The sequence below is a fragment of the Providencia sp. PROV073 genome (assembly GCF_033688125.1).
In the GTDB taxonomy this organism is placed as follows: Bacteria; Pseudomonadota; Gammaproteobacteria; order Enterobacterales; family Enterobacteriaceae; genus Providencia; species Providencia hangzhouensis.
On the sequence record NZ_CP096353.1, the window covers coordinates 2,195,995 to 2,215,850 of the forward strand.

At 39.5% G+C, this 19,856-nt stretch carries 20 protein-coding genes and 1 riboswitch; of the genes, 7 read left to right on the forward strand and 13 right to left on the reverse strand.

Features of this window, described 5'->3' with window-relative positions; translation table 11 throughout:
* Positions 1–22: 22 nt before the first annotated feature.
* Entirely contained in the window at positions 23–1,600 is a 1,578-nt protein-coding gene (gene guaA / locus M1F17_RS09930; protein ID WP_144140682.1) for a glutamine-hydrolyzing GMP synthase, read from the forward strand.
* Positions 1,601–1,723: 123 nt separating this feature from the next.
* Here the strand turns inward: guaA and M1F17_RS09935 are convergent, their stop codons facing one another.
* Both M1F17_RS09935 and M1F17_RS09940 read right to left on the reverse strand, forming a co-directional pair.
* On the reverse strand, positions 1,724–2,206 hold the full coding sequence (locus tag M1F17_RS09935) for a glutathione peroxidase (protein ID WP_004253803.1): 483 nt from the start codon (positions 2,204–2,206) through the stop codon (positions 1,724–1,726).
* Between the two features lie 229 nt (positions 2,207–2,435).
* The gene (locus tag M1F17_RS09940; protein ID WP_206277649.1) at positions 2,436–3,377 is read right to left on the reverse strand and encodes a LysR family transcriptional regulator; all 942 of its coding nucleotides are present in this window, start codon (positions 3,375–3,377) and stop codon (positions 2,436–2,438) included.
* A 61-nt stretch (positions 3,378–3,438) separates the two neighbouring features.
* Here M1F17_RS09940 and M1F17_RS09945 point away from each other — a divergent pair, with 61 nt between their 5' ends.
* Positions 3,439–4,422 (forward strand): aldo/keto reductase, encoded by a 984-nt coding sequence (locus M1F17_RS09945; protein WP_004253824.1) that lies wholly within the window; start codon positions 3,439–3,441, stop codon positions 4,420–4,422.
* A 358-nt stretch (positions 4,423–4,780) separates the two neighbouring features.
* On the opposite strand, the gene M1F17_RS09950 is transcribed toward M1F17_RS09945, so the two are convergent.
* Positions 4,781–5,875: a porin gene (locus tag M1F17_RS09950; protein ID WP_206277650.1), complete on the reverse strand. Its 1,095-nt coding sequence runs from the start codon at positions 5,873–5,875 to the stop codon at positions 4,781–4,783.
* Between the two features lie 380 nt (positions 5,876–6,255).
* Here M1F17_RS09950 and alr point away from each other — a divergent pair, with 380 nt between their 5' ends.
* Together alr and M1F17_RS09960 are read left to right on the forward strand one after the other, a co-directional pair.
* Positions 6,256–7,485: an alanine racemase gene (alr, locus tag M1F17_RS09955; protein ID WP_206277651.1), complete on the forward strand. Its 1,230-nt coding sequence runs from the start codon at positions 6,256–6,258 to the stop codon at positions 7,483–7,485.
* 208 nt (positions 7,486–7,693) lie between these two features.
* Positions 7,694–8,431 (forward strand): phosphatase, encoded by a 738-nt coding sequence (locus M1F17_RS09960; protein ID WP_004253839.1) that lies wholly within the window; start codon positions 7,694–7,696, stop codon positions 8,429–8,431.
* Positions 8,432–8,534: 103 nt separating this feature from the next.
* Here M1F17_RS09960 and M1F17_RS09965 read toward each other — a convergent pair whose 3' ends face one another.
* Positions 8,535–9,005, reverse strand: a complete 471-nt coding sequence (locus M1F17_RS09965) for a GNAT family N-acetyltransferase (RefSeq protein ID WP_164456317.1) — start codon at positions 9,003–9,005, stop codon at positions 8,535–8,537.
* 133 nt (positions 9,006–9,138) lie between these two features.
* Here M1F17_RS09965 and rlmA point away from each other — a divergent pair, with 133 nt between their 5' ends.
* On the forward strand, positions 9,139–9,963 hold the full coding sequence (rlmA, locus tag M1F17_RS09970; protein ID WP_196725425.1) for a 23S rRNA (guanine(745)-N(1))-methyltransferase: 825 nt from the start codon (positions 9,139–9,141) through the stop codon (positions 9,961–9,963).
* A 32-nt stretch (positions 9,964–9,995) separates the two neighbouring features.
* Here rlmA and mntP read toward each other — a convergent pair whose 3' ends face one another.
* From mntP to pabB, 8 genes are all read right to left on the reverse strand, one after another.
* Complete coding sequence (mntP, locus tag M1F17_RS09975; RefSeq protein ID WP_004911288.1) at positions 9,996–10,577, reverse strand: manganese efflux pump MntP; 582 nt, start codon at positions 10,575–10,577, stop codon at positions 9,996–9,998.
* Positions 10,578–10,624: 47 nt separating this feature from the next.
* Positions 10,625–10,768, reverse strand: a riboswitch (yybP-ykoY riboswitch).
* A gap of 151 nt (positions 10,769–10,919) precedes the next feature.
* Positions 10,920–11,378: a DUF986 family protein gene (locus M1F17_RS09980; RefSeq protein ID WP_004253844.1), complete on the reverse strand. Its 459-nt coding sequence runs from the start codon at positions 11,376–11,378 to the stop codon at positions 10,920–10,922.
* Between the two features lie 89 nt (positions 11,379–11,467).
* Positions 11,468–12,319, reverse strand: a complete 852-nt coding sequence (locus M1F17_RS09985; RefSeq protein ID WP_004253848.1) for a PTS mannose transporter subunit IID — start codon at positions 12,317–12,319, stop codon at positions 11,468–11,470.
* A 12-nt stretch (positions 12,320–12,331) separates the two neighbouring features.
* Complete coding sequence (locus M1F17_RS09990) at positions 12,332–13,135, reverse strand: PTS mannose/fructose/sorbose transporter subunit IIC (RefSeq protein WP_004253851.1); 804 nt, start codon at positions 13,133–13,135, stop codon at positions 12,332–12,334.
* 81 nt (positions 13,136–13,216) lie between these two features.
* A complete protein-coding gene (manX, locus tag M1F17_RS09995) occupies positions 13,217–14,179 on the reverse strand; it encodes a PTS mannose transporter subunit IIAB (RefSeq protein ID WP_318837422.1) in 963 nt (320 codons plus the stop codon).
* 681 nt (positions 14,180–14,860) lie between these two features.
* Complete coding sequence (locus M1F17_RS10000; RefSeq protein WP_036957685.1) at positions 14,861–16,225, reverse strand: L-serine ammonia-lyase; 1,365 nt, start codon at positions 16,223–16,225, stop codon at positions 14,861–14,863.
* Positions 16,226–16,505: 280 nt separating this feature from the next.
* Positions 16,506–17,066, reverse strand: a complete 561-nt coding sequence (locus tag M1F17_RS10005; protein WP_318837423.1) for a CoA pyrophosphatase — start codon at positions 17,064–17,066, stop codon at positions 16,506–16,508.
* The gene (gene pabB / locus M1F17_RS10010; protein ID WP_262960331.1) at positions 17,059–18,429 is read right to left on the reverse strand and encodes an aminodeoxychorismate synthase component 1; all 1,371 of its coding nucleotides are present in this window, start codon (positions 18,427–18,429) and stop codon (positions 17,059–17,061) included. The genes M1F17_RS10005 and pabB overlap by 8 nt, the downstream gene beginning before the upstream one ends.
* A 124-nt stretch (positions 18,430–18,553) precedes the next feature.
* On the opposite strand from pabB, the gene M1F17_RS10015 reads away from it, so the two are divergent.
* Together M1F17_RS10015 and yebF are read left to right on the forward strand one after the other, a co-directional pair.
* A complete protein-coding gene (locus tag M1F17_RS10015; RefSeq protein ID WP_004253877.1) occupies positions 18,554–18,733 on the forward strand; it encodes a YoaH family protein in 180 nt (59 codons plus the stop codon).
* Between the two features lie 180 nt (positions 18,734–18,913).
* Positions 18,914–19,279 carry a protein YebF gene (gene yebF / locus M1F17_RS10020; protein WP_318837424.1) on the forward strand — a complete coding sequence of 122 codons (366 nt, stop codon included), beginning with the start codon at positions 18,914–18,916 and terminating at the stop codon, positions 19,277–19,279.
* Between the two features lie 79 nt (positions 19,280–19,358).
* Here yebF and M1F17_RS10025 read toward each other — a convergent pair whose 3' ends face one another.
* Complete coding sequence (locus tag M1F17_RS10025) at positions 19,359–19,589, reverse strand: DNA polymerase III subunit theta (protein WP_004253885.1); 231 nt, start codon at positions 19,587–19,589, stop codon at positions 19,359–19,361.
* Positions 19,590–19,856: the final 267 nt, after the last annotated feature.

The window sequence follows — 19,856 nt, forward strand, 5'->3', positions numbered from 1 at the left end:
GAATTTTTGGAATTCTCCTCAAATGACAACAAATATCCATAAACATCGCATTCTTATTCTTGATTTCGGCTCGCAATATACACAGCTGATCGCCCGTCGTATTCGTGAAATTGGCGTTTACTGTGAACTCTGGGCGTGGGACGTTACAGAAGAACAAATTCGAGGATTTAATCCAAACGGTATTATTCTTTCTGGCGGGCCAGAAAGTACGACTGAGTCAGATAGCCCACGTGCTCCTGATTACGTATTTAATGCAGGTGTTCCTGTATTAGGTATTTGTTATGGCATGCAAACCATGTCAATGCAGTTGGGTGGTGCAGTTGAAGTCTCTGGTGAACGTGAGTTCGGTTATGCCAATGTCGAAATCACTGAGCAATGTGAATTATTCCGTGATATTCATGACTCTCTGAACGAAGCTGGCAAGCCAGTACTTGATGTCTGGATGAGCCATGGTGATAAAGTTACAGCTATCCCTGCAGAGTTTAAAACTATCGCCAGCACGCCAAGCTGCCCATATGCCATCATGGCAAATGAAGAGAAGAAATTCTACGGTGTTCAATTCCACCCAGAAGTGACTCACACTCACCAAGGCCTAAATATTTTAACGCGTTTTGTGAAAGATATTTGCCAATGTGAAGCCCTGTGGACACCAGCTGCAATTATCGAAGACACAGTAGCGCGTTTAAAAGAGCAAATTGGTGATGACCACGTACTGCTCGCATTATCGGGTGGTGTTGATTCATCGGTTACGGCATTGCTATTAAACCGTGCAATTGGTAAACGTTTAACCTGTGTGTTCGTTGATAACGGTTTATTGCGTTTAAACGAAGCAGACCAAGTAATGGAAATGTTCGCAGGTAAATTTGACCTGAACATCATCCATGCAAAAGCTGAAGATCGCTTCTTAAATGCATTAGCTGGGATCAGCGATCCAGAAGCTAAACGTAAGAAAATTGGCCACGTATTTATCGAAGTATTTGATGAAGAGTCATCTAAGCTGCCTAATATCAAATGGTTGGCTCAAGGAACAATTTACCCAGACGTTATCGAATCAGCAGCATCAGCAACCGGTAAAGCACACGTTATCAAGTCTCACCATAACGTAGGTGGTCTGCCGGATGACATGAAACTTGGTTTAGTTGAGCCATTAAAAGAATTGTTTAAAGATGAAGTCCGTAAAATTGGTCTCGAATTAGGCCTCCCGTACGATATGCTGTATCGCCACCCATTCCCAGGCCCAGGTTTAGGGGTTCGCGTGTTAGGTGAAGTGAAGAAAGAGTACTGTGACTTATTACGTCGTGCAGATGCTATCTTTATTGAAGAACTGCACAAAGCAGATTTATATCATAAAGTTAGCCAAGCATTTACCGTATTTTTACCTGTCCGCTCTGTCGGTGTTATGGGTGATGGCCGTAAATACGACTGGGTTGTTTCACTACGTGCAGTTGAAACCATCGACTTTATGACCGCTCATTGGGCGCATTTACCTTATGACTTCTTAGGCCGCGTTTCAAACCGCATCATTAATGAAGTCGATGGTATTTCCCGTGTTGTTTATGATATCAGCGGCAAACCACCTGCGACTATTGAGTGGGAATAATCCCCCAATAAGAATTAGCTGGCACTGGCTGGCAAAATAACAACTTAAGCCCATGTAAAAGTGGGCTTTTTTGTTTTTTAGTCTTTAATAGCATTCGATTTAATCGAGCACATTAGTGAACACTTAAATTTGAAGTGCCGAAAGGATTATTGCTTCCATTTTTTCAGGGGTAGTGAATGGTGCGAAGCGTTTGAGCGGTTTACCGTCACGCCCGATCAAGAATTTAGTAAAGTTCCACTTGATCCGCCCACCCATTAGACCTGGTAGCTCGTTTTTCAGGTAACGGAATATCGGGTGAGCTGAGCTCCCATTAACGTCGACTTTTTCGAATATTGGAAAGCTCACTTCGTAGTTAATAAAGCAGGTCTGCGCGATTTCCTCAGCGCTACCGGGTTCTTGTTTGCCAAACTGATTACAGGGGAAACCAAGCACCACAAAGCCCTGAGGAGCATATTTCTTGTAGAGTGATTCTAAGCCGTTGTATTGTGGTGTAAAACCACAATGACTGGCGGTATTAACGACGAGAACCACCTTATCAGCGTAGTCTTTCATAGAGATAAGTTGCCCGCCGAGACTTGTCGCTGCTAATTGATGAAAGGGGGCCATAGTAGGATCCTTAGAATAGAGCTAATCGACATAAGCCAATATCGCCGATGATTGTGTGGTAGGTCTGAAGTCTTTTACCTGGCTATCTTGGCAAATTCTAAAGGTAAAAACAACATACTGGCTGTTCTCCCATTGATTGAAATATTAGATATTAGCCCTTTGCTTTAATCCCGCTATAAACATTCGCTGGCTAAATAATGGTATCAGCCCGTGTCAAAGTGGAGGGAGCTTATGGCATCAGCAACCTCTCATGTTCCTTTGCAACTAACTCATTCAAAAAATCAGCGACAACCCTGATCCTTCGTGAGTGAGCGAGATCAGAGTGAATGACTAGCCAAATAGGTTGGTCACAGCCTATATTATCTTGTAGGCAAATCAGTCCCATCTTTTGGGCAATGAAATGCGGCAAAACAGCCATGCCAATACCCGCTTGGACTGCGCTAAATTGTGCTGACATCGTACTGGTAGTGAGCCGGCAAGCTCTTCCTCTTAGCGTTTTTTCTAACCATTGTGCTGATTGGAGGTGCTGCTGTGCTTCCGACCAACCGATAAAATCATCTTGTTCTAGAGAGCTCAATCTGTCTGGATTTGGTCTACGCTGTAAATAACTCTCTGAGGCGTAAAGGCCAAACCCCAATGTGCCTAATTTACGAATACGCACATTACCGCGTTCAGGCCGAACCATACGCAGTGCAATATCCGCATCACGCCTGTGTAAATTCACTGTCGACACCCCAGTTACAATTTCAATTGTGAGATTAGGGTTCACGTTGGTTAGTGAAGGCAGAGCAGGGATGATTAGATGATCGGCTAAGCCTTGAGCGGTAGCTAAACAAACATGGCCCATCACGCTTTCGCTTTTTCTCCGCGCGGCATTGCCAAATGCATAACCCGCCTGTTCTAAGGCTTCAGCCTGAGAAATTAATGCATTTCCTTCATCGGTAAGCTTGTAACCAAGCTGGTCTCGAGTGAATAGCCGAACATGTAATGCCTCTTCTAGGCGTTCTAAACGCCGAGATGTGGTTGCAATTCCAAGTTTCAATGCTTTAGATGCAGCACTTAGCGTGCCTTCTCGAGCAATCGCTAAAAATACTCTGACATCATCCCAATTTGAATGCTGTCTATCGTTTTGTTTTCCATTATTGGAGAATGGATTGCTTTCATTAGTCATATAAATCTCCATTTATGGAAAATATACTGAAAAACATAAAATAAACCAAGGGAGAGCGATAATGAAAAAACGTATTTTGGGTAATGGACTTGAAGTCTCGGCAATTGGACTCGGTTGTATGGGGATGAGCGAGTTCTATGGGCCGCAAGATGATCAGGCTGCCATGGTTGTGCTACAAAAAGCTATCGAACTAGGCTGTACGATGCTGGATACTGCGGATACTTATGGCAATTTTCATAACGAAGAGTTGATTGGGCATTTTCTTAAACAAGTAGGTTCTGATGTTAAAATCGCGACAAAGTGCGGTATTGTTCGCCGACCAGGTGAATATGAGAGAAGGATTGATAATAGTCCAGAATATATACGCAGCGCCTGTGAAAGCTCTCTTCGTCGATTAGGTGTTGAATGTATTGATTTGTATTATATCCATCGTCTAGATCCCTCTGCATCAATAGAGACGACAATGCACACGCTGGCGGGGTTAGTTGCTGAAGGGAAAATTGCTCACATTGGGTTGTCTGAGGTGAGTGCGGCAACCCTTAGAAGGGCACACGCAGTTTATCCTGTTACTGCAATCCAAACTGAGTATTCGCTTTGGACGCGTGATGTTGAAACGGAAATATTGCCAACTTGCCAAGAATTAGGGATTGGTTTTGTACCTTATTCCCCGTTAGGACGTGGATTCTTAACAGGGCGCTTTAATGCCGAAAGTAGGTTCGAGAGCGATGATGCACGTAATACGCTACCACGTTTCACATCAGAGAACCTTAGAGCTAATCGCACATTAGCTGACTTTATCGTGCAGATGGCAAGTAACAAGTCATGTTCACCTGCTCAAATTTCACTGGCCTGGTTGCTAGCTCAAGGAGATAACATTGTACCAATACCAGGAACGAATAAAGTTAAACACCTTGAAGATAACTTTGCTGCCGCTGATATTGACCTAACATCGGAGGATTTACTGCAAATAACACAAGCGCTAGAAAGCTTTCAACCTGTGGGTTCCCGTTATACTGCTGAAGGAATGAAAGGTGTTAATGTGTAAGGTAAGCATCATTTTGTAGAGTAATAGAGTTGCCCTGTGCTGTCATATTCTGTGAATGTTATTTGGCAACAATAATTGAGGTATCAGTTTTTTACTGGTGCCTTTTTTTATTAGTACCAAAGACGTTAGAAAAAATAGGTATACCATTATAGGAATTTATTTAGGAAAAGGGGCCTCTATGTATGGGGTTAGATACTTTTGTATCTTACAACTGCTTTATCGAGGGTAAAGCAACAGAGCTTCCCGTTCCTAGGGAATAGCTCATGAAGATGATGAGAGATATTTTTATTGTCAAAGCTTACCCGTAAAAAAGCGCCTGTAATTTACAGACGCTTTTGCTTTTCACTCAATTCTAAAATTAGAACTGATACACTAACCCTAAACCAAGTACGTTATCGGTATTCACTTTGTAGTGGTCAGTAAAATCATTATCGTTTAACAAGTTGATTTTATAGTCGATGACAGCACTTAGGTTTTTATTAAAGTCATAAGCTGAGCCGATGGCGATATAATTTACTAATTCTTTATCTCCAAAGCTGCCTAAGTTTTTACCTTTGGAATAGTTATAGCCAATTGATGGGGTTAAACCGAAGTCAAAAGAATATAGGGCAACCACTTCCAAGTTCTGAGTTTTATTTGCTACTGACTCCATATTATCATTACCAAAACGGCTCATATTAAGCGTTTGGCCATACATGACTGCGAAATAGAGATCTTCGTATTCAAATTTTCCCCCTACGTTCCAAGCTTCAGCGCGTTTACCAGTCGCACTGCTAGTTGTGGCATCTTTTTGCTTTGGTGTACGGGAAGATGAGGAGTAACCACCACCGAGGGAAATACCATAACCTAATTCATAAGCTGTAGATAAACCAAAACCATCGCCGTTATCGGTTAATTCATCACCGGATGACAGGTTTTGTTCACCATTTTTCCCCTGATACTGTAATGCAAAGCTTAAACCATCAATGTAACCAAAGGCATTATTATTGCGATAAGTGAGTAAATTACGGTTACGGCTTAGCATGTAGTTATCTTCTTGAACCATCGTATCCGCTCCCCAGAGAGGTAATACGTCTGTCCAAGCATTGGTATCATAAATAACACCATAATTGCGGCCATAATCAAGGGAGCCGTAATCTGCAAATTTTAAGCCTGCATAAGCTAAACGATTACTATTTTCTTCAGTTGATTCTGATTGGTTAGTTTTAGTTTCCCATTCAAAACGTCCAAAACCAATGAGTTGGTCGGTGATTTGTGTGTCACCTTTTAGCCCCAGTCTGACACGTGAGTCATCACCATCTTCGCCACTACGGCTTTTGGCAATATGATGGCGAACATCGATTTGCCCATACACATCAAGCTTATTACCATCTTTATTGTACATTTCAGCGGAGTTAGCAATATTAGCAATAAGTAGTGTTGGAATAATGAGTGCGAGTAATTTGTACTTCATAACATAGCCTTATGGATTGAGTGATATTTAGCAATAGTTCCTAATTGATAGTTATTATCATTTAAGCATTTTAATTCGCCAAATAAAAAATGTAACAAAATTAAATATTAGTGAAACAATACGGCTAACTTATTAAATAATAAAAATAATTTAATTTATGGTGATTTCAACCAAATGTTTTATTTTTAGAAAATCAAAATCAATGTGATGAAAGAGTCATGTTTATGTATAAATGATTTTTTATGCATAAATCGTGAATTATTACTTGTTTGAAATGCTAAGGTTGGTATTATTTAGAACCTATACAAATTTTGTCTATATCAACCCAGAACCCTAAAAATAATATCTTGGTAGAAATCACTAGATATAAGGAATAATACGTGGCTTTACGTTTGAAGTATCTGGCATTACTCCCTTTATTGGTTGCTGCGACAGCTTGTCAGCAACCAAATAATATCAAAACACCAGTAGAAACTTATGCGACACAAAACCAACCTGTGGTGGTTAATAACGCATGGATTGAAATATCACGTGGTGCATTAGATTTTAATATCAAAAAAGTACAAAACCTGCTGGGAGATAAGTCTTCTCTGTGCGCTGTTTTGAAAGGGGATGCCTATGGACATGACCTTTCTTTAGTTACGCCAATAATGATTGAAAATAATGTGCAATGTATTGGGGTAACAAATAACCAAGAGCTTAAAACCGTGAGAGACTTAGGTTTTAAAGGCCGCTTAATGCGAGTGAGAAGTGCGACAGAACAAGAAATGGCTCAGGCCACACAATATGAGACAGAAGAGTTAATTGGTAATTTAGCAATGGCGCAGCGCTTGAATGCGATTGCGAAAAAACAAAATAAAGTGATCCCCATCCACCTTGCGCTAAACTCGGCAGGGATGTCCCGTAATGGGCTAGACGTCAGTAGTGCATCTGGCTTAGATGAAGCAAAACAGATCGCGGAGTTATCACAATTAAAAATCGTGGGCATTATGTCTCATTATCCAGAAGAGGATGAAGCTCAGATCCGTAAAGACCTTGCGAAATTCAAGAAAGAGTCTCAACAAGTCTTGAATGTGACAGGGTTAAAACGTGAAGACATTACATTACATGTCGCGAATACTTATGCAACTATTACCGTACCAGAATCATGGTTGGATATGGTACGTGTAGGTGGTATTTTCTACGGTGATACCGTTGCGACAAATGACTATAAACGCGTGATGACGCTGAAATCGAACATTGCCTCTGTCAATCATTATCCGAAAGGTAATACAGTGGGTTATGATAGAACCTATACCTTGAAGCGTGATTCTGTATTAGCCAATATCCCTGTAGGTTATGCAGATGGCTATCGCCGTGTATTTAGCAATGCGGGACATGCATTAATTAATGGCCAGACAGTTCCTGTTTTAGGAAAAACATCAATGAATACGGTCATGGTTGATGTTACTGATTTAAAATACGTTAGCCCGGGAGATGAAGTTGTATTTTTTGGCAAACAAGGTCATGCTGAAATTACGGCCGAAGAGGTTGAAGACATCAGCGGTGCATTATTTACCGAAATGTCAATTTTGTGGGGTGCAACCAATAAACGTATCTTAGTTGATTAGGTTAATTTTTAATTCCGTATATTTTAACCCGCAATAATTGCGGGTTTTTTTATCCTAAATGTCTCTTCGGATTTTATCCAATATGTCGATAAAATGCGGTTTAGGGGAATGACTATCGAAACTTATAAGCTGATATGTTAGGTTGGTAGAGTCTTTTTTGAGCGGATTGACTCAGAAGGAAAATAAAAGAATTAGAAGGATATCATTTATGTATCAAGTTGATTTACATGCGCATACCATTGCCAGCACCCATGCATATAGCACTGTTAATGAATATTTTGCTGAAGCCGCAAGTCGAGGTGTGAAACTCTTTGCGATTACCGACCACGGCCCTGAAATGCAAGATGCTCCACATGAATGGCACTTTGGTAATATGCCTATCTTACCGAGAATTGTTGATGGCGTTGGTTTATTGTACGGTATTGAAGCGAATATAAAAAACAAGTTGGGTGAGACAGACTGCAATGAAAAGATTGCTCGTCATTTGGATATTATTTTAGCTGGTTTCCATGAACCGGTTCTTGAACCCCAAAGTTTAGCTGATAATACAGAAGCTATGATTGCCACGATCCGTAGCGGTAAAGTGCAAATAATTACCCATCCGGGAAATCCCAAATATCCCATTGATATTAAAGCGGTAGCACAAGCTGCGAAAGATTGTAATGTGGCTTTGGAAATGAATAACTCCTCATTCTTGCATTCAAGAGCGGGTAGTCAAAAGAATTGTTTAGAAATAGCAAAGGCTGTTAAAGAAACTGGCGGGTGGGTAGCATTAGGTTCGGACTCGCATTTTGCTGGGTATCTCGGCCGTTTTGACCGCGTAGTTGAAATGTTGGAATCAATTGATTTTCCGCAATCACAAATTTTAAATGTTACTCCACGCCGTGTATTGGATTTTTTAGAGTCCCATGGGCGTAAGCCTATCCCTGAATTTGCTGATTTTTAATAGTTATTCAGTTATTTAACATTGCGTTCTTAAAGACAGTCAATATTAGGTATAATAAAGCCACAAAAGGTGAAGTGGCTTTTAATTCAAGTTATATTGAAAGTTATAATTCAATTTCCATTTGAACACAATTTAACTCAACTTGAGCAAGAGAAGAGTAGTAGCTAGCATGCTTAATCGAAGTAAATCCATGTTTCTGATAAAAGCGTTCCGCATTCGGTGATGAATCTAATACCAATTTTTTAATATTTCGCTTTTTGGCTTCAGCTTTAATAGCATCTAATATTAAGCCCGCAGCTCCGCAGCCAGTGTACTGTGGTAAAGTAAATATGGCATCAACACTGTTAGCCTCTAGATTAAGATAGCCAGTTGCAACGGGTTCATCATTTTTATTTACCGCGACAAAGAATGGGTTATTCCTCACAATACGTATATAACTTACTGGCATTTCATCAGGTGTCCAGGCGCTGATCGTTTTTGCGTCAAAACTCGTTGTACAACCATGGCGAATGGCTTGGTTGCGTATAAACCAAAGATGTTCAGCTTCATCGGGGGTTGCTAACCTAATTTTCATCATGATACACCTGCTAATGTTTTTTTATTTCTTTCATAGAACAAAAAGTACAGTTAAAAAGCAATATATATAACAGAAAGAAAACTAATTTGAATATGGTATACTCACCCTTATTTTTAAATCAGTGACTTTTATGAATTATCAATGCCCCCTCTGCTTTACACCACTTAACTTTATGCATAACAGCTATCGCTGCGCAGAAAATCACCAGTTCGATTGTGCGAAAGAGGGTTACGTTAATTTGTTGCCCGTACAACATAAACGGTCTAAAGACCCCGGTGATAATGCTGAAATGATGCAAGCACGTAGACAATTTCTTGATGCAGGACATTACCACCCGATGCGTGAAAAGGTGGCAGAAAAAATTATTCAGTTTATTCCACCATCTAATACTAGTTTGTTAGATATTGGTTGTGGGGAAGGGTATTACACAGACTATTTCTCTCGGGAACTTGTAAAACATTTTGAAAAATATACGGTTCTGGGCTTAGATGTTTCGAAAGTGGCGGTTCGCTATGCGGCGAAACGGTATAAATCCGTTCGTTTTTGCGTCGGTACAAGCCATCGCTTGCCATTCTCAAATAACAGCTTAGGTGGAGTTGTCCGAATTTACGCACCCTGCAAAGCACAAGAATTAAGCCGTGTATTAGTTTCTAAAGGTATGTTAATTACTGTTACGCCTGCGGCAGAGCATCTGCAAGAATTAAAAGCGTTAATTTACGATGAGGTTAAGTTACATCCAACTAAAGATGAAGATTTACCAAATTTTTCGCTAATAGATAGTTGCCAATTAAATTATAAAATGGCACTGACAGGGCAAGAAGCTTATGAATTGTTGATGATGACCCCATTTGCTTGGCGTGCATCAGAACAGGTCAAAGAGAATCTGCAACAAGCTGAAGTGAAAGAATATACGGCTGATTTTTTAATTCGCGTTTATCAATCTGATGCAGAGTAAGGTTATTGCCCCCATATAAGGGGGCACAAAAACTAATGGGCATACATAAATAATTCGAGGTGCTCAAATAAAATATTAAAACCAATACCTATTAGAACCAACCCACCGATAATTTCTGCTTTTTTTCCGAGTAATGGGCCAACATAGCGGCCAATCATCATACCAATAGTTGCCATAATCATTGTCATTAAGCCGATAGTCATTGCAGTATGAACGATATCCACTTGCAAGAAAGCTAAACCTAGACCGATAGCCATTGCATCAAGGCTGGTGGCTATCGCAGAAAAGATAAGGCTTGTTGAGCTATGACTAGAAGGTTTAGAACAGCATTCTTCATCTTTTGTTTTAATACTCTGCCAGATCATTCTAGCACCTAAAACAAACAATAAACCAAATGCAATCCAATGATCCCAACGGATAACATATTGGCTAGCTAGGATCCCGATACCCCAACCAATAATCGGTGTAATGGCTTCAATAAAACCAAAAATAAAACCAGTACGGAGAATTTCTCTAAAGCGGGGTTTATGAAGTACGGCGCCTTTACAAATAGCAACAGCGAAGGCGTCCATTGATAGGGCAAGGGCTAAGATAAGGGTAGCATAGAAACTCATAATAGAACCTCGGTTGGGTGATTCCATATACACATAAATTACCCCCAACCAAAAGGCTTATTTATGTGTCTATGGTCTTGCCAACCGAATTTTGGTGTCCGCACCACGTTTGAAACCAAACGAGTATGTTGATACGGACTTTCTGGTCTTATATATGAAACCAGAACAGGCTACTCCCCAATGACGTGGAAAGAAAGATACCATATTTTATATTAAAGGCAACACTTAATTAATTGTGGATATTAAATGTTATTGAGAATTATTATCAATAAGGATATTGGCAAAAACAAGGTTAATTAAATTTATAATTAACCTTGTTTTTAGTGATAATATAAAACTTATTTACTTATGATTAATAAGGAATTCATAAATTCTTTGTAAATCATCAAGATGTGAAACTTGGATGTTAATTTTCTTTTTTTCCAAACCTATTATTAATACACCGTCTTCGGATAAGTTCATTGTTTTTATTCTGTCATATAATATAAATGCATTGGCAAAATAAAAACCATTCTGTTTAAAGAATAGCTTAGGTGTTCTTATAAACGCCAAATAGATTGACATAAAAATAGTAATCAATAATAAGTAAGTGGTTAATAAATTACCATGGCGTACAATATTTGTATAAATAACGATACAAATTAGAACAATAAAAATAATAGCATCGGCCCGATGTTTTCGTTTTAGATTAATTTTTAATAATGTTTTACCCTTTAGCAAATGCTGAATGAATTCATCATAAATTGCATAAACAAGCATGATCAAAATGATTATAGCAAGAATGGCATCATTGAAGGTCATTTGTGAACCCTTGGATAAGTGAACATAATGCAGAGCTTAAAATTAAAAAAGGGAGGCTGCAACCTCCCAATTCAAATAATGGTGGAAAATTATGGTGCTAAGAAGTTTAACCAAGCACCAAGGATACCCAAACCAAAGAAGCCGATAATAATCCACAATGCGTTAACTTTACGACGTAACAGCCACATACAGGCGAAGGTTAGCAATAGTGGTACTAAACCTGGCATGAGTTGATCAAGGATCATTTGGACGGTGGTAATATCTTCAGCACCTGTTGTTGGGTTTTTGATCCGCGACACTTCAAGTGGAATATTGACATGTGTCCATTTATTGACCAAGGCCCCCATAACAAATAAACCGAGAATTGATGCTCCTTCAGTTAGTTTTTGTAGGAAACCGCCACCAATGTCTTGAACAATATCAATCCCTTTTTTGTAGCCATATGAAACACCATAATAAAGGGTTAACAAACGGACAAGATTAAACAAAACAAAAAACAGAAGAGGGCCAAGTAAGCTACCCGTCATTGCGATACCTGCACCGAGAGCCGCAAATACTGGGCGAACAGTTCCCCAGAAAATTGGGTCACCAACACCGGCTAATGGCCCCATTAGACCGACTTTGATACCATTTATTGCACCGTCATCAATGTCTGCACCATTGGCACGTTGCTCTTCCATTGCCATTGTGACACCCAAAACAGGCGCTGCAACATACGGATGTGTATTAAAGAATTCAAGATGGCGCTTAATGGCTTGTTTTCTATCATCATTATTTTCAGGATAAAGACGACGAATAACGGGAACCATTGAATAGCAGAAGCCTAGGGCTTGCATACGCTCAAAGTTCCAAGAACCTTGCAATAGGTTAGACCGTAAGAATACGCCGCGAATATCGCTTTGTGTAAGCTTTTTAGCCGTTGGCTTAGTGATATCTACCATTATACGTTCCTCCTAGTCTAGCTCATTATCAAGGTTGTTATTGCTACTATTTCCTTGGGTAACAACAGTTTGCGATTTATTGTATTTTGGACTGAGTTGGATATATAAAATAGCCATAACAGTACCGATAACCCCAAGAGCAACCAGGTTGAAGTCAGTAAATGCCGCGGTAACAAAGCCTAAGTAGAAGAACGGCATTAAGTAGCCTGCACGCATCATATTGATAACCATCGCATAACCGACGACAACAATCATACCACCAGCAATATTCAGGCCGTCAGTAACAACTTGCGGGATAGAATCCAACATTTGTTGTACTTCTGATGTACCAACAGAAATGGCGACAATTAACGCAGGTATTGCGATACGCATGGCTTGCAGTAATAAAGCTGAGATATGGATAAAGCCAATTGCAGTTAGATTGCCATTGAGGGCGGCTTTATCAGCAGCATGTTGGAATGCAACCGTTACAGTACGAACAATAATGGTTAATACTTGTCCCGCTGCTGCGAGTGGGATGGCGATGGCAATACCTGCACCAATGCTTTGACCACCAGCAATAACGAGAATCGTTGAAATGATAGAAGCTAAAGCGGCATCAGGTGCAACGGCAGCACCGATATTCATCCACCCAAGTGCGATCATTTCTAATGTACCGCCGATGATGATACCCGTTTTCATATCTCCCAAAACAATACCTATAAGCGTACAGGCAATGAGAGGACGGTGAAATTGGAATTCATCAAGGATTGATCCCATCCCCGCGATACACGCGACGATGAAGACCATTACTATTTGAACAACGGTAAGTTCCATTGTTTAATCTCCTGTAACCAAAAGTTTTAAAATCTGTTTTGAGTAATGGATTAAAATTAATATAAAAAATGGCTATAAAAATTATTTTTTGAGCTTATTAATCAAGTCCATCATATAAACTTTGCTATCTGATGAGACTTTCCTAACTTCAAGTTCAATCTTTTTGTCGTTCAAATAATTAAATGCATCAATGTCTTCTTGGTTGATAGAAACGGCATTTGTGACCATTGTTTTGCCATCATGGTATGCCATTCCACCAATATTAACGGACTTGACGTCAACACCTTCTTCGACGATACGCTTAACATCAGTTGGATTAGTGAAAAGCAACATAACGCGCTCACCAGAGTATTTCGGGTTATTGTAAACGCGAATACATTTAGCAACATCGACAACATGTGCAGTGACACCTGGTGGTGCGACTTGTTTTAACAATGTAGAGCGAACTTGGTCTTTTGCTACGTCATCACTGACCACAATAATGCGCTTAACTTGGGTTTCTTTCGTCCAGCGTGTTGCGACTTGCCCGTGAATTAATCTGTCATCAATACGAGCAAGTGCGATCACCATATGTTCACCGGGGCCGGCTTTCACTGGTGCAGGGGCAGGAGTACTCGAGACTACAGGAGCAGGTTCAGCTTCAACTTCTTTGAATTTAAATGAACGAACACCACCACGACCCGTTTCTAGGGCGACAGTGATAAGTTCATTCATTGATGGGTTATCGTCACGGCACATGAATGTTTCAACTAACATTGGAACATTTACACCCGTGATAATGTCATAATTATCATGTTCATTAACAATGCGACTAGCCGCGTTAAATGGACTGCCTCCCCATGTATCAACAAGGAATAAGACACCCTTTGATGTATCTAAATCAGTTAGCTTTTGGGTGTACTTATCAAATAGGGTATCTGCGTTTTCCCCAGGGATAAAATCAATAAACGACACATTATCTTGTTCGCCTATTAACATTTCGGTTGTTCGAAGAAGCTGCTCTGCAGCGACTCCGTGTGTACCAATCATAATAGCTATACTCACTATTTTTCCCTCATAGATAGATAAAACAAAACATTATCTGTCGATAAAATGGACACTTAAGTTAGACTCCTTTTTATCAGTTTCCCCTGTATGATAATTTTAGCTGAATAATTACAAACGTTTTATAATAGCCATAAACTCATTTATGGCACTGTTAGTATCAATTACATTATTAGCATATCATCTTGCATTATCCTAAAAACTTGTTTCGCGTCAGAAAAATAAGAATACACCTAAAAATTGATATCGAATTGCATTTTTCTGCTATTAATTTTAATTAAATAAAATTAATAATCTGATTATTTTGTTTTTTCTGGTTCCTTTTTGTGTTATCGGTAACAAAAAAAGTAAATAAAATAGTGCCATATTGATTTTTAGAGTGAAAAGTAATCAATTTTTAGTGGAAATTAGTTATCTCTTGTTCAGCTCAAAACAATCTTTAGCACAAAATAGTATGAATTTCGTTTTGATGTGATGTGTTGAGTATAAGAAAACTGAGTTAATTCAATGAAAAAATTATGGGTAATTGATTAGGTGAATTGGAGCGTTTAGGAAGAGAAAGGTGACTAAAAAATAAAGAAAACTTTTTAATGCAGATTAAAAAAGCACCCTCAAAATACTGTTCAAAGACATAACAGTATAGGAAAGGGTGCTTAAGGCTTAAATTAATTGAGAATAAAATTAGTCACATTGTACTTTGATGGCTAGCCCGCCTCGGGATGTCTCACGATATTTCGCATTCATGTCTTTCCCGGTTTCGTACATAGTTTCAATGACTTTATCAAGTGAAACCCGTGGCTCACTTGTTCTGCGTAGGGCCATACGTGTGGCATTCACCGCTTTAACAGATGCGATTGCATTACGCTCAATACAAGGAACTTGCACTTGACCAGCAACCGGGTCACAAGTTAGACCTAAATTGTGTTCCATGCCGATTTCAGCAGCGATACAAACTTGCTCAGGGCTACCGCCAAATAATTCGGCCAGACCAGCTGCAGCCATAGAGCATGCCACACCGACCTCCCCTTGGCAGCCAACTTCAGCTCCTGAAATGGAAGCATTCATTTTGTATAAAATACCAATGGCGCCTGAAGCTAAGAAATAACGCATATACAGCTCTGGCGTTACCGGTTCTATGCAATGATTATAATACGCTAAAACGGCAGGTACGATACCACACGCACCGTTAGTCGGTGCTGTTACAACACGGCCGCCTGCTGCATTTTCCTCATTCACTGCTAAGGCATACATATTGATCAGGTCAACCACATTCATAGGGTCATTAGATAGCTTACTTGATGAAGTGACCATTCGGTTTAGTGCCGGTGCACGGCGAGGAACACGCAATGGGCCCGGCAATACACCTTCGGTGCTTAAACCACGCTCAATACAGGCTTGCATTGTCTGCCATACATCAGCGAAATAGGCTTCGATCTCTTCTTTAGAATGAAGATCTAACTCATTTTTCATCATTAAGCTAGAAATCGAAAGGCCTGATTTTTTACAATTTAGTAGTAGCTCTTCCGCAGAGTTAAACGGATAAGAGACCGGTTTGCTATCAAGAGTAGATTCGCCAAAATGCTCTGCATCGACAATGAAACCACCACCAATGGAATAATAAGTTTTGGTGTAAATTTCTTCATTACCTGCAAAAGCATGAATTGTCATGCCATTTTCATGCAATGGCAGGTTGTCTTGACGAAAATTCATGCCACCTTCATTAGGGAAGTCAACGACCTGAAGACCATTCGCTAATGATAACTTTTCTGTTTCTTCTACATTTTTGATAAAAGTTGGGATGGATTCAATGTCGACAGTGGCAGGTAAGTTACCTGCTAGCCCCATAATAATGGCGATATCAGTATGGTGCCCTTTTCCAGTAAGCGATAATGACCCATAAACATCCACAGAAATACGAGTGACGTTAGGTAATAAATTTTTGCTTACTAAATCATCGACAAATTCTTTCCCAGCTTTCATTGGACCAACGGTATGAGAGCTTGAAGGGCCTATGCCCACTTTAAACATGTCGAAAACGCTTATCACGCAGGACTCCTTAAAAAAAAGATGAAAATGTAGTGCATTATTTTAAAAGGCGCTACTTTACTGTTATTTAGTAGTGTTAACCAGTAAGTTTAAAGTATTTTTTGAAATAAGGTAGTTGCTGAAGGGTAATTGATTGTAAATAGCACAAAATGTCTGTGATGTGGCTAAAAAAGCGACAGGTAGTAGAGGTATATTTTGTCATATATGACGTGATATTTTGTCATCTTAAATAGATTTTACTGCAATAGTAACATTGTATGGTGAAAAGTTGTGTTAAACGTTAATCCAATTGCAAAGCAAGTTGGTGAATAATTGAAGCGGTTAACCCCCAAACTAAATGCCCCTTATACCAATAAAAAAAGATGCGGTTATGCCGCCCTGAACGGTTAATATCGACATATTTATGGCGTTGTAATGAAAGGGCATCAAATAAGGGAACTTCAAAGATAGCAGCGACTTCACTAGGGTTGGCTTGGTATTGAATGTTATTTGGTACCAAACCAACGATTGGCGTAACTTCATAGCCACCATAACTTTGCAAGGGGCTTAACTGACCCAGTACCGTGACTTTTTCAGGAGGGATGGCCACTTCTTCATATGCTTCACGCAGCGCGGTATTCACAAGCGTACCATCCTCCGGGTCACTTGCCCCTCCTGGAAATGCGACCTGACCTGCATGGGAGCGTAAAAAAGGAGAGCGTTGTGTGAGAAGTAATGTCGGATTGGGTTTATTGATAATGGGCAAAAGAACGGCTGCCGATTTACCCGCCTTAGGTCCAGACTGGCGGATAGCCGGCAAAGTAAACTGAAAACGATTGATAAAGTTATTCAGTTCAGTCATCGTTATTGAGCGCTCCTAATAAAGGTAAAATCAGGCTTAATTTATCAAAGGTTTCTTGGTACTCTTTGTCTGCTTGGCTATCTGCAACGATACCACCGCCAGCCCAACAATAAACCTGCTTTTTATATGTCAGTAAAGTACGAATAGTAATATTGCTGTCCATATTACCATTGAAACTAATATAGCCGATTGCTCCACAATAGCCATGTCGGCGATGGGGTTCTAATTCTTCAATTATCTCCATTGCACGCACTTTTGGTGCGCCGGTTATTGAACCCCCAGGAAAACACGCTCGTAATAAATCAGTTGCACGGTATTGGCTATCTAACTTTGCCGTGACGGTACTGACCAGATGATGCACTGCCGGGAAAGCTTCAACAGCAAATAATTCAGGAACACTGACCGTGCCCGGTTTGGCAACGCGACCAATATCATTGCGTAGCAAGTCAACAATCATCAAGTTTTCTGCGCGGTCTTTGACTGAATTAGCCAGTTTTTCAGCTTGTGCAAGATCATCTTGTTCATTATCTAGGCGCGGAAGCGTTCCTTTTATTGGGCGGGTTTGAATATCCCCATCTTGCAGAAAGATAAAACGTTCCGGTGAAATACTGATAACCGCATTTTCGGGGAGACGTATAAAAGAAGAGAAGGGAGCTCCATTGCGCTCAAGTAGCGCTAAAAACGCATTCCATTCATCTCCTTTATACTTAGCTTTAAATCTTTGTGCTAAATTAATTTGATAACAATCACCATTACGTAAATATTCATGGATGCGCGCAATATTATGATGATATGTCTCTTCAGACATATTAGATTGCCATGCCGAGGTTAATTGGAATTTGTTTTTACGGCCCTTTTTTTGACTATGTAGCCAAGCTAACCGAGCATCAACATCATCATAACTAATTAATGTAGTTGTTTTATTATGGTGATCAACGATAAGTGCCCACAAGTAGATGCCAACCGCCATGTCTGGAAATTGTAGTTCTGTGGTTGAAATTTCAGGTAATTTTTCAATGCGCCGGCCTAAATCATAACTCCAAAGGCCGAGGGCACCGCCGATGAAGGGACATTCGGTCTCTTCCTGGTATTTCGGTTGGTATTTATCAAGCAACCCTTGAAGAAGTTCAAAAGGATCTGATTCAGAAACGATAGGGGCCTGATTTTGCTCTGAGATAGTTGTTTCAAGCTGATAAGTCGTCAGTGTGGCAATAGGGTCAGCAACGATAATATCAAAGCGATTATGTGAGTGTTTTGCATTACCTGAATGCAGTAACATCGCCCATGGCTGGTGTGCCAGTGGAGTAAAATAATCAATGGCAGTGTTTGGGCTATAAGGTAATTGGATTTTTTTGATAACCATAATGATGAGTCTAAATTTCCGCAAGTGAATCAATACAGATTAACATATATTCTTATCTTAATAATCGAAGAGATGTTAAAATGTTAACTATTGATTTTAGTCTTTTATTCATGAGGTTTAAACCATGTTTTCTGGTATGCCAGCACTTAATCACCAAGAACAGCAAGAAGCAGTTGAAAAAATTCATCAATTGATGGCGGAAGGTATGAGTAGTGGTGAGGCAATTGCATTAGTTGCTCAAGAAATTAGGGAAAAGCACCAAGGTAAAGAGCAAATCCATGTTCGTTTTGATGATGAAAATTAATAATCTGTAAACATACTATTAACATCCATGCATAAACCTGATAGATTAATATTAGTTAAGTCATTCTATTTATCAATGAAGACTAGATAATAACCAGAAGATAACTGGTATCTGATAGGCTGAAATATGCCGCTAAACTAATCAAAAATCTTTACCTAGTAATAGGTATCGGAGGATGGTATGGAAGCGAATCAAAAAATTGCTGTAGTTTTAGGTACTTGTGCGCTGGTTTTTAGCTCTTTTGCGTTAAGCGAAAATAATGAAGAAGGTAAAGCAGCGCCTTTCGTCAGTTGTGGTACGTTAACTGAGCCACAAATTGCAGCACAAGTGAAAAGCGATTTTATGCATAATCGTTTACCTCGCTGGACAGATGAAAAAGCGGCTTTAGGCAAGAAAGCGGTTGCATGGGTCAATGATAGTGAAGTCACTAAAACCGAAACAGGCTACAGGGTACCGTTAGTTGTTCGTGGTGCAAAATCTGATTTACATTATTCAGTCGCGATAGACTGCCAAAATAATACAGTGACATATAATACGGCGAAATAAATTTTTTAATCTTCAGAATCAAGGGGTAACCATTAAGGTTATCCCTTTTTTGTATCATTTCTTTTGTGTCTTCGTGAGACTAGCGATTTCGTGGTTCATAAGGCATACGTGCAAAGTTTTGCGACAGTTGTCGGTAGTAGACTAATCGCTCCCTGAAATACTCCCTTAAGTGCTCGGGTTGTTCTCGCTCAACAGCTTCAGCAATGATGGCAATGTTATAGCGTTCTTTAAATGCAACACCGGAAGCTAAAAGGTCGACATTGACCTTATCCATTTCATCTTTAGGCAATAAAGCAAGATTATGGCTCATATTTGATCTCTACTGTTAAATTCATACGCCATTATTGTAACTGGATAATGAGAAAAAATCTCAATACCTTAATTGGAATAATGAAAAACAATAGTTAAATTTCTCTATTTATATATTAGTAATTAAGGGAAAAAGTAGGGAAAGATAATGAGATTGATTATTATTGTTTTTAACAAAAGTTATTAATTATCAGTAAATTGGATTTTTTTGTTTTAAGATTGTTTTAGGGTTTTAATTGTTTTAATACTGTGCATAATATACTCATGA

Excerpts from the sequence above, each read along its gene's own strand:
- M1F17_RS09935 (WP_004253803.1), bottom strand. The coding sequence starts at position 2,206 with ATGGCCCCCTTTCATCAATTAGCAGCGACAAGTCTCGGCGGGCAACTT.
- rlmA (WP_196725425.1), top strand. The coding sequence starts at position 9,139 with ATGAATTATCAATGCCCCCTCTGCTTTACACCACTTAACTTTATGCAT.
- M1F17_RS09960 (WP_004253839.1), top strand. The coding sequence starts at position 7,694 with ATGTATCAAGTTGATTTACATGCGCATACCATTGCCAGCACCCATGCA.
- yebF (WP_318837424.1), top strand. The coding sequence starts at position 18,914 with ATGGAAGCGAATCAAAAAATTGCTGTAGTTTTAGGTACTTGTGCGCTG.
- M1F17_RS09990 (WP_004253851.1), bottom strand. The coding sequence starts at position 13,135 with ATGGAACTTACCGTTGTTCAAATAGTAATGGTCTTCATCGTCGCGTGT.
- M1F17_RS09945 (WP_004253824.1), top strand. The coding sequence starts at position 3,439 with ATGAAAAAACGTATTTTGGGTAATGGACTTGAAGTCTCGGCAATTGGA.
- M1F17_RS09985 (WP_004253848.1), bottom strand. The coding sequence starts at position 12,319 with ATGGTAGATATCACTAAGCCAACGGCTAAAAAGCTTACACAAAGCGAT.
- M1F17_RS10015 (WP_004253877.1), top strand. The coding sequence starts at position 18,554 with ATGTTTTCTGGTATGCCAGCACTTAATCACCAAGAACAGCAAGAAGCA.
- M1F17_RS10025 (WP_004253885.1), bottom strand. The coding sequence starts at position 19,589 with ATGAGCCATAATCTTGCTTTATTGCCTAAAGATGAAATGGATAAGGTC.
- M1F17_RS10005 (WP_318837423.1), bottom strand. The coding sequence starts at position 17,066 with ATGACTGAACTGAATAACTTTATCAATCGTTTTCAGTTTACTTTGCCG.
- M1F17_RS09950 (WP_206277650.1), bottom strand. The coding sequence starts at position 5,875 with ATGAAGTACAAATTACTCGCACTCATTATTCCAACACTACTTATTGCT.
- pabB (WP_262960331.1), bottom strand. The coding sequence starts at position 18,429 with ATGGTTATCAAAAAAATCCAATTACCTTATAGCCCAAACACTGCCATT.
- M1F17_RS09940 (WP_206277649.1), bottom strand. The coding sequence starts at position 3,377 with ATGACTAATGAAAGCAATCCATTCTCCAATAATGGAAAACAAAACGAT.
- M1F17_RS09980 (WP_004253844.1), bottom strand. The coding sequence starts at position 11,378 with ATGACCTTCAATGATGCCATTCTTGCTATAATCATTTTGATCATGCTT.
- M1F17_RS09965 (WP_164456317.1), bottom strand. The coding sequence starts at position 9,005 with ATGAAAATTAGGTTAGCAACCCCCGATGAAGCTGAACATCTTTGGTTT.
- guaA (WP_144140682.1), top strand. The coding sequence starts at position 23 with ATGACAACAAATATCCATAAACATCGCATTCTTATTCTTGATTTCGGC.
- mntP (WP_004911288.1), bottom strand. The coding sequence starts at position 10,577 with ATGAGTTTCTATGCTACCCTTATCTTAGCCCTTGCCCTATCAATGGAC.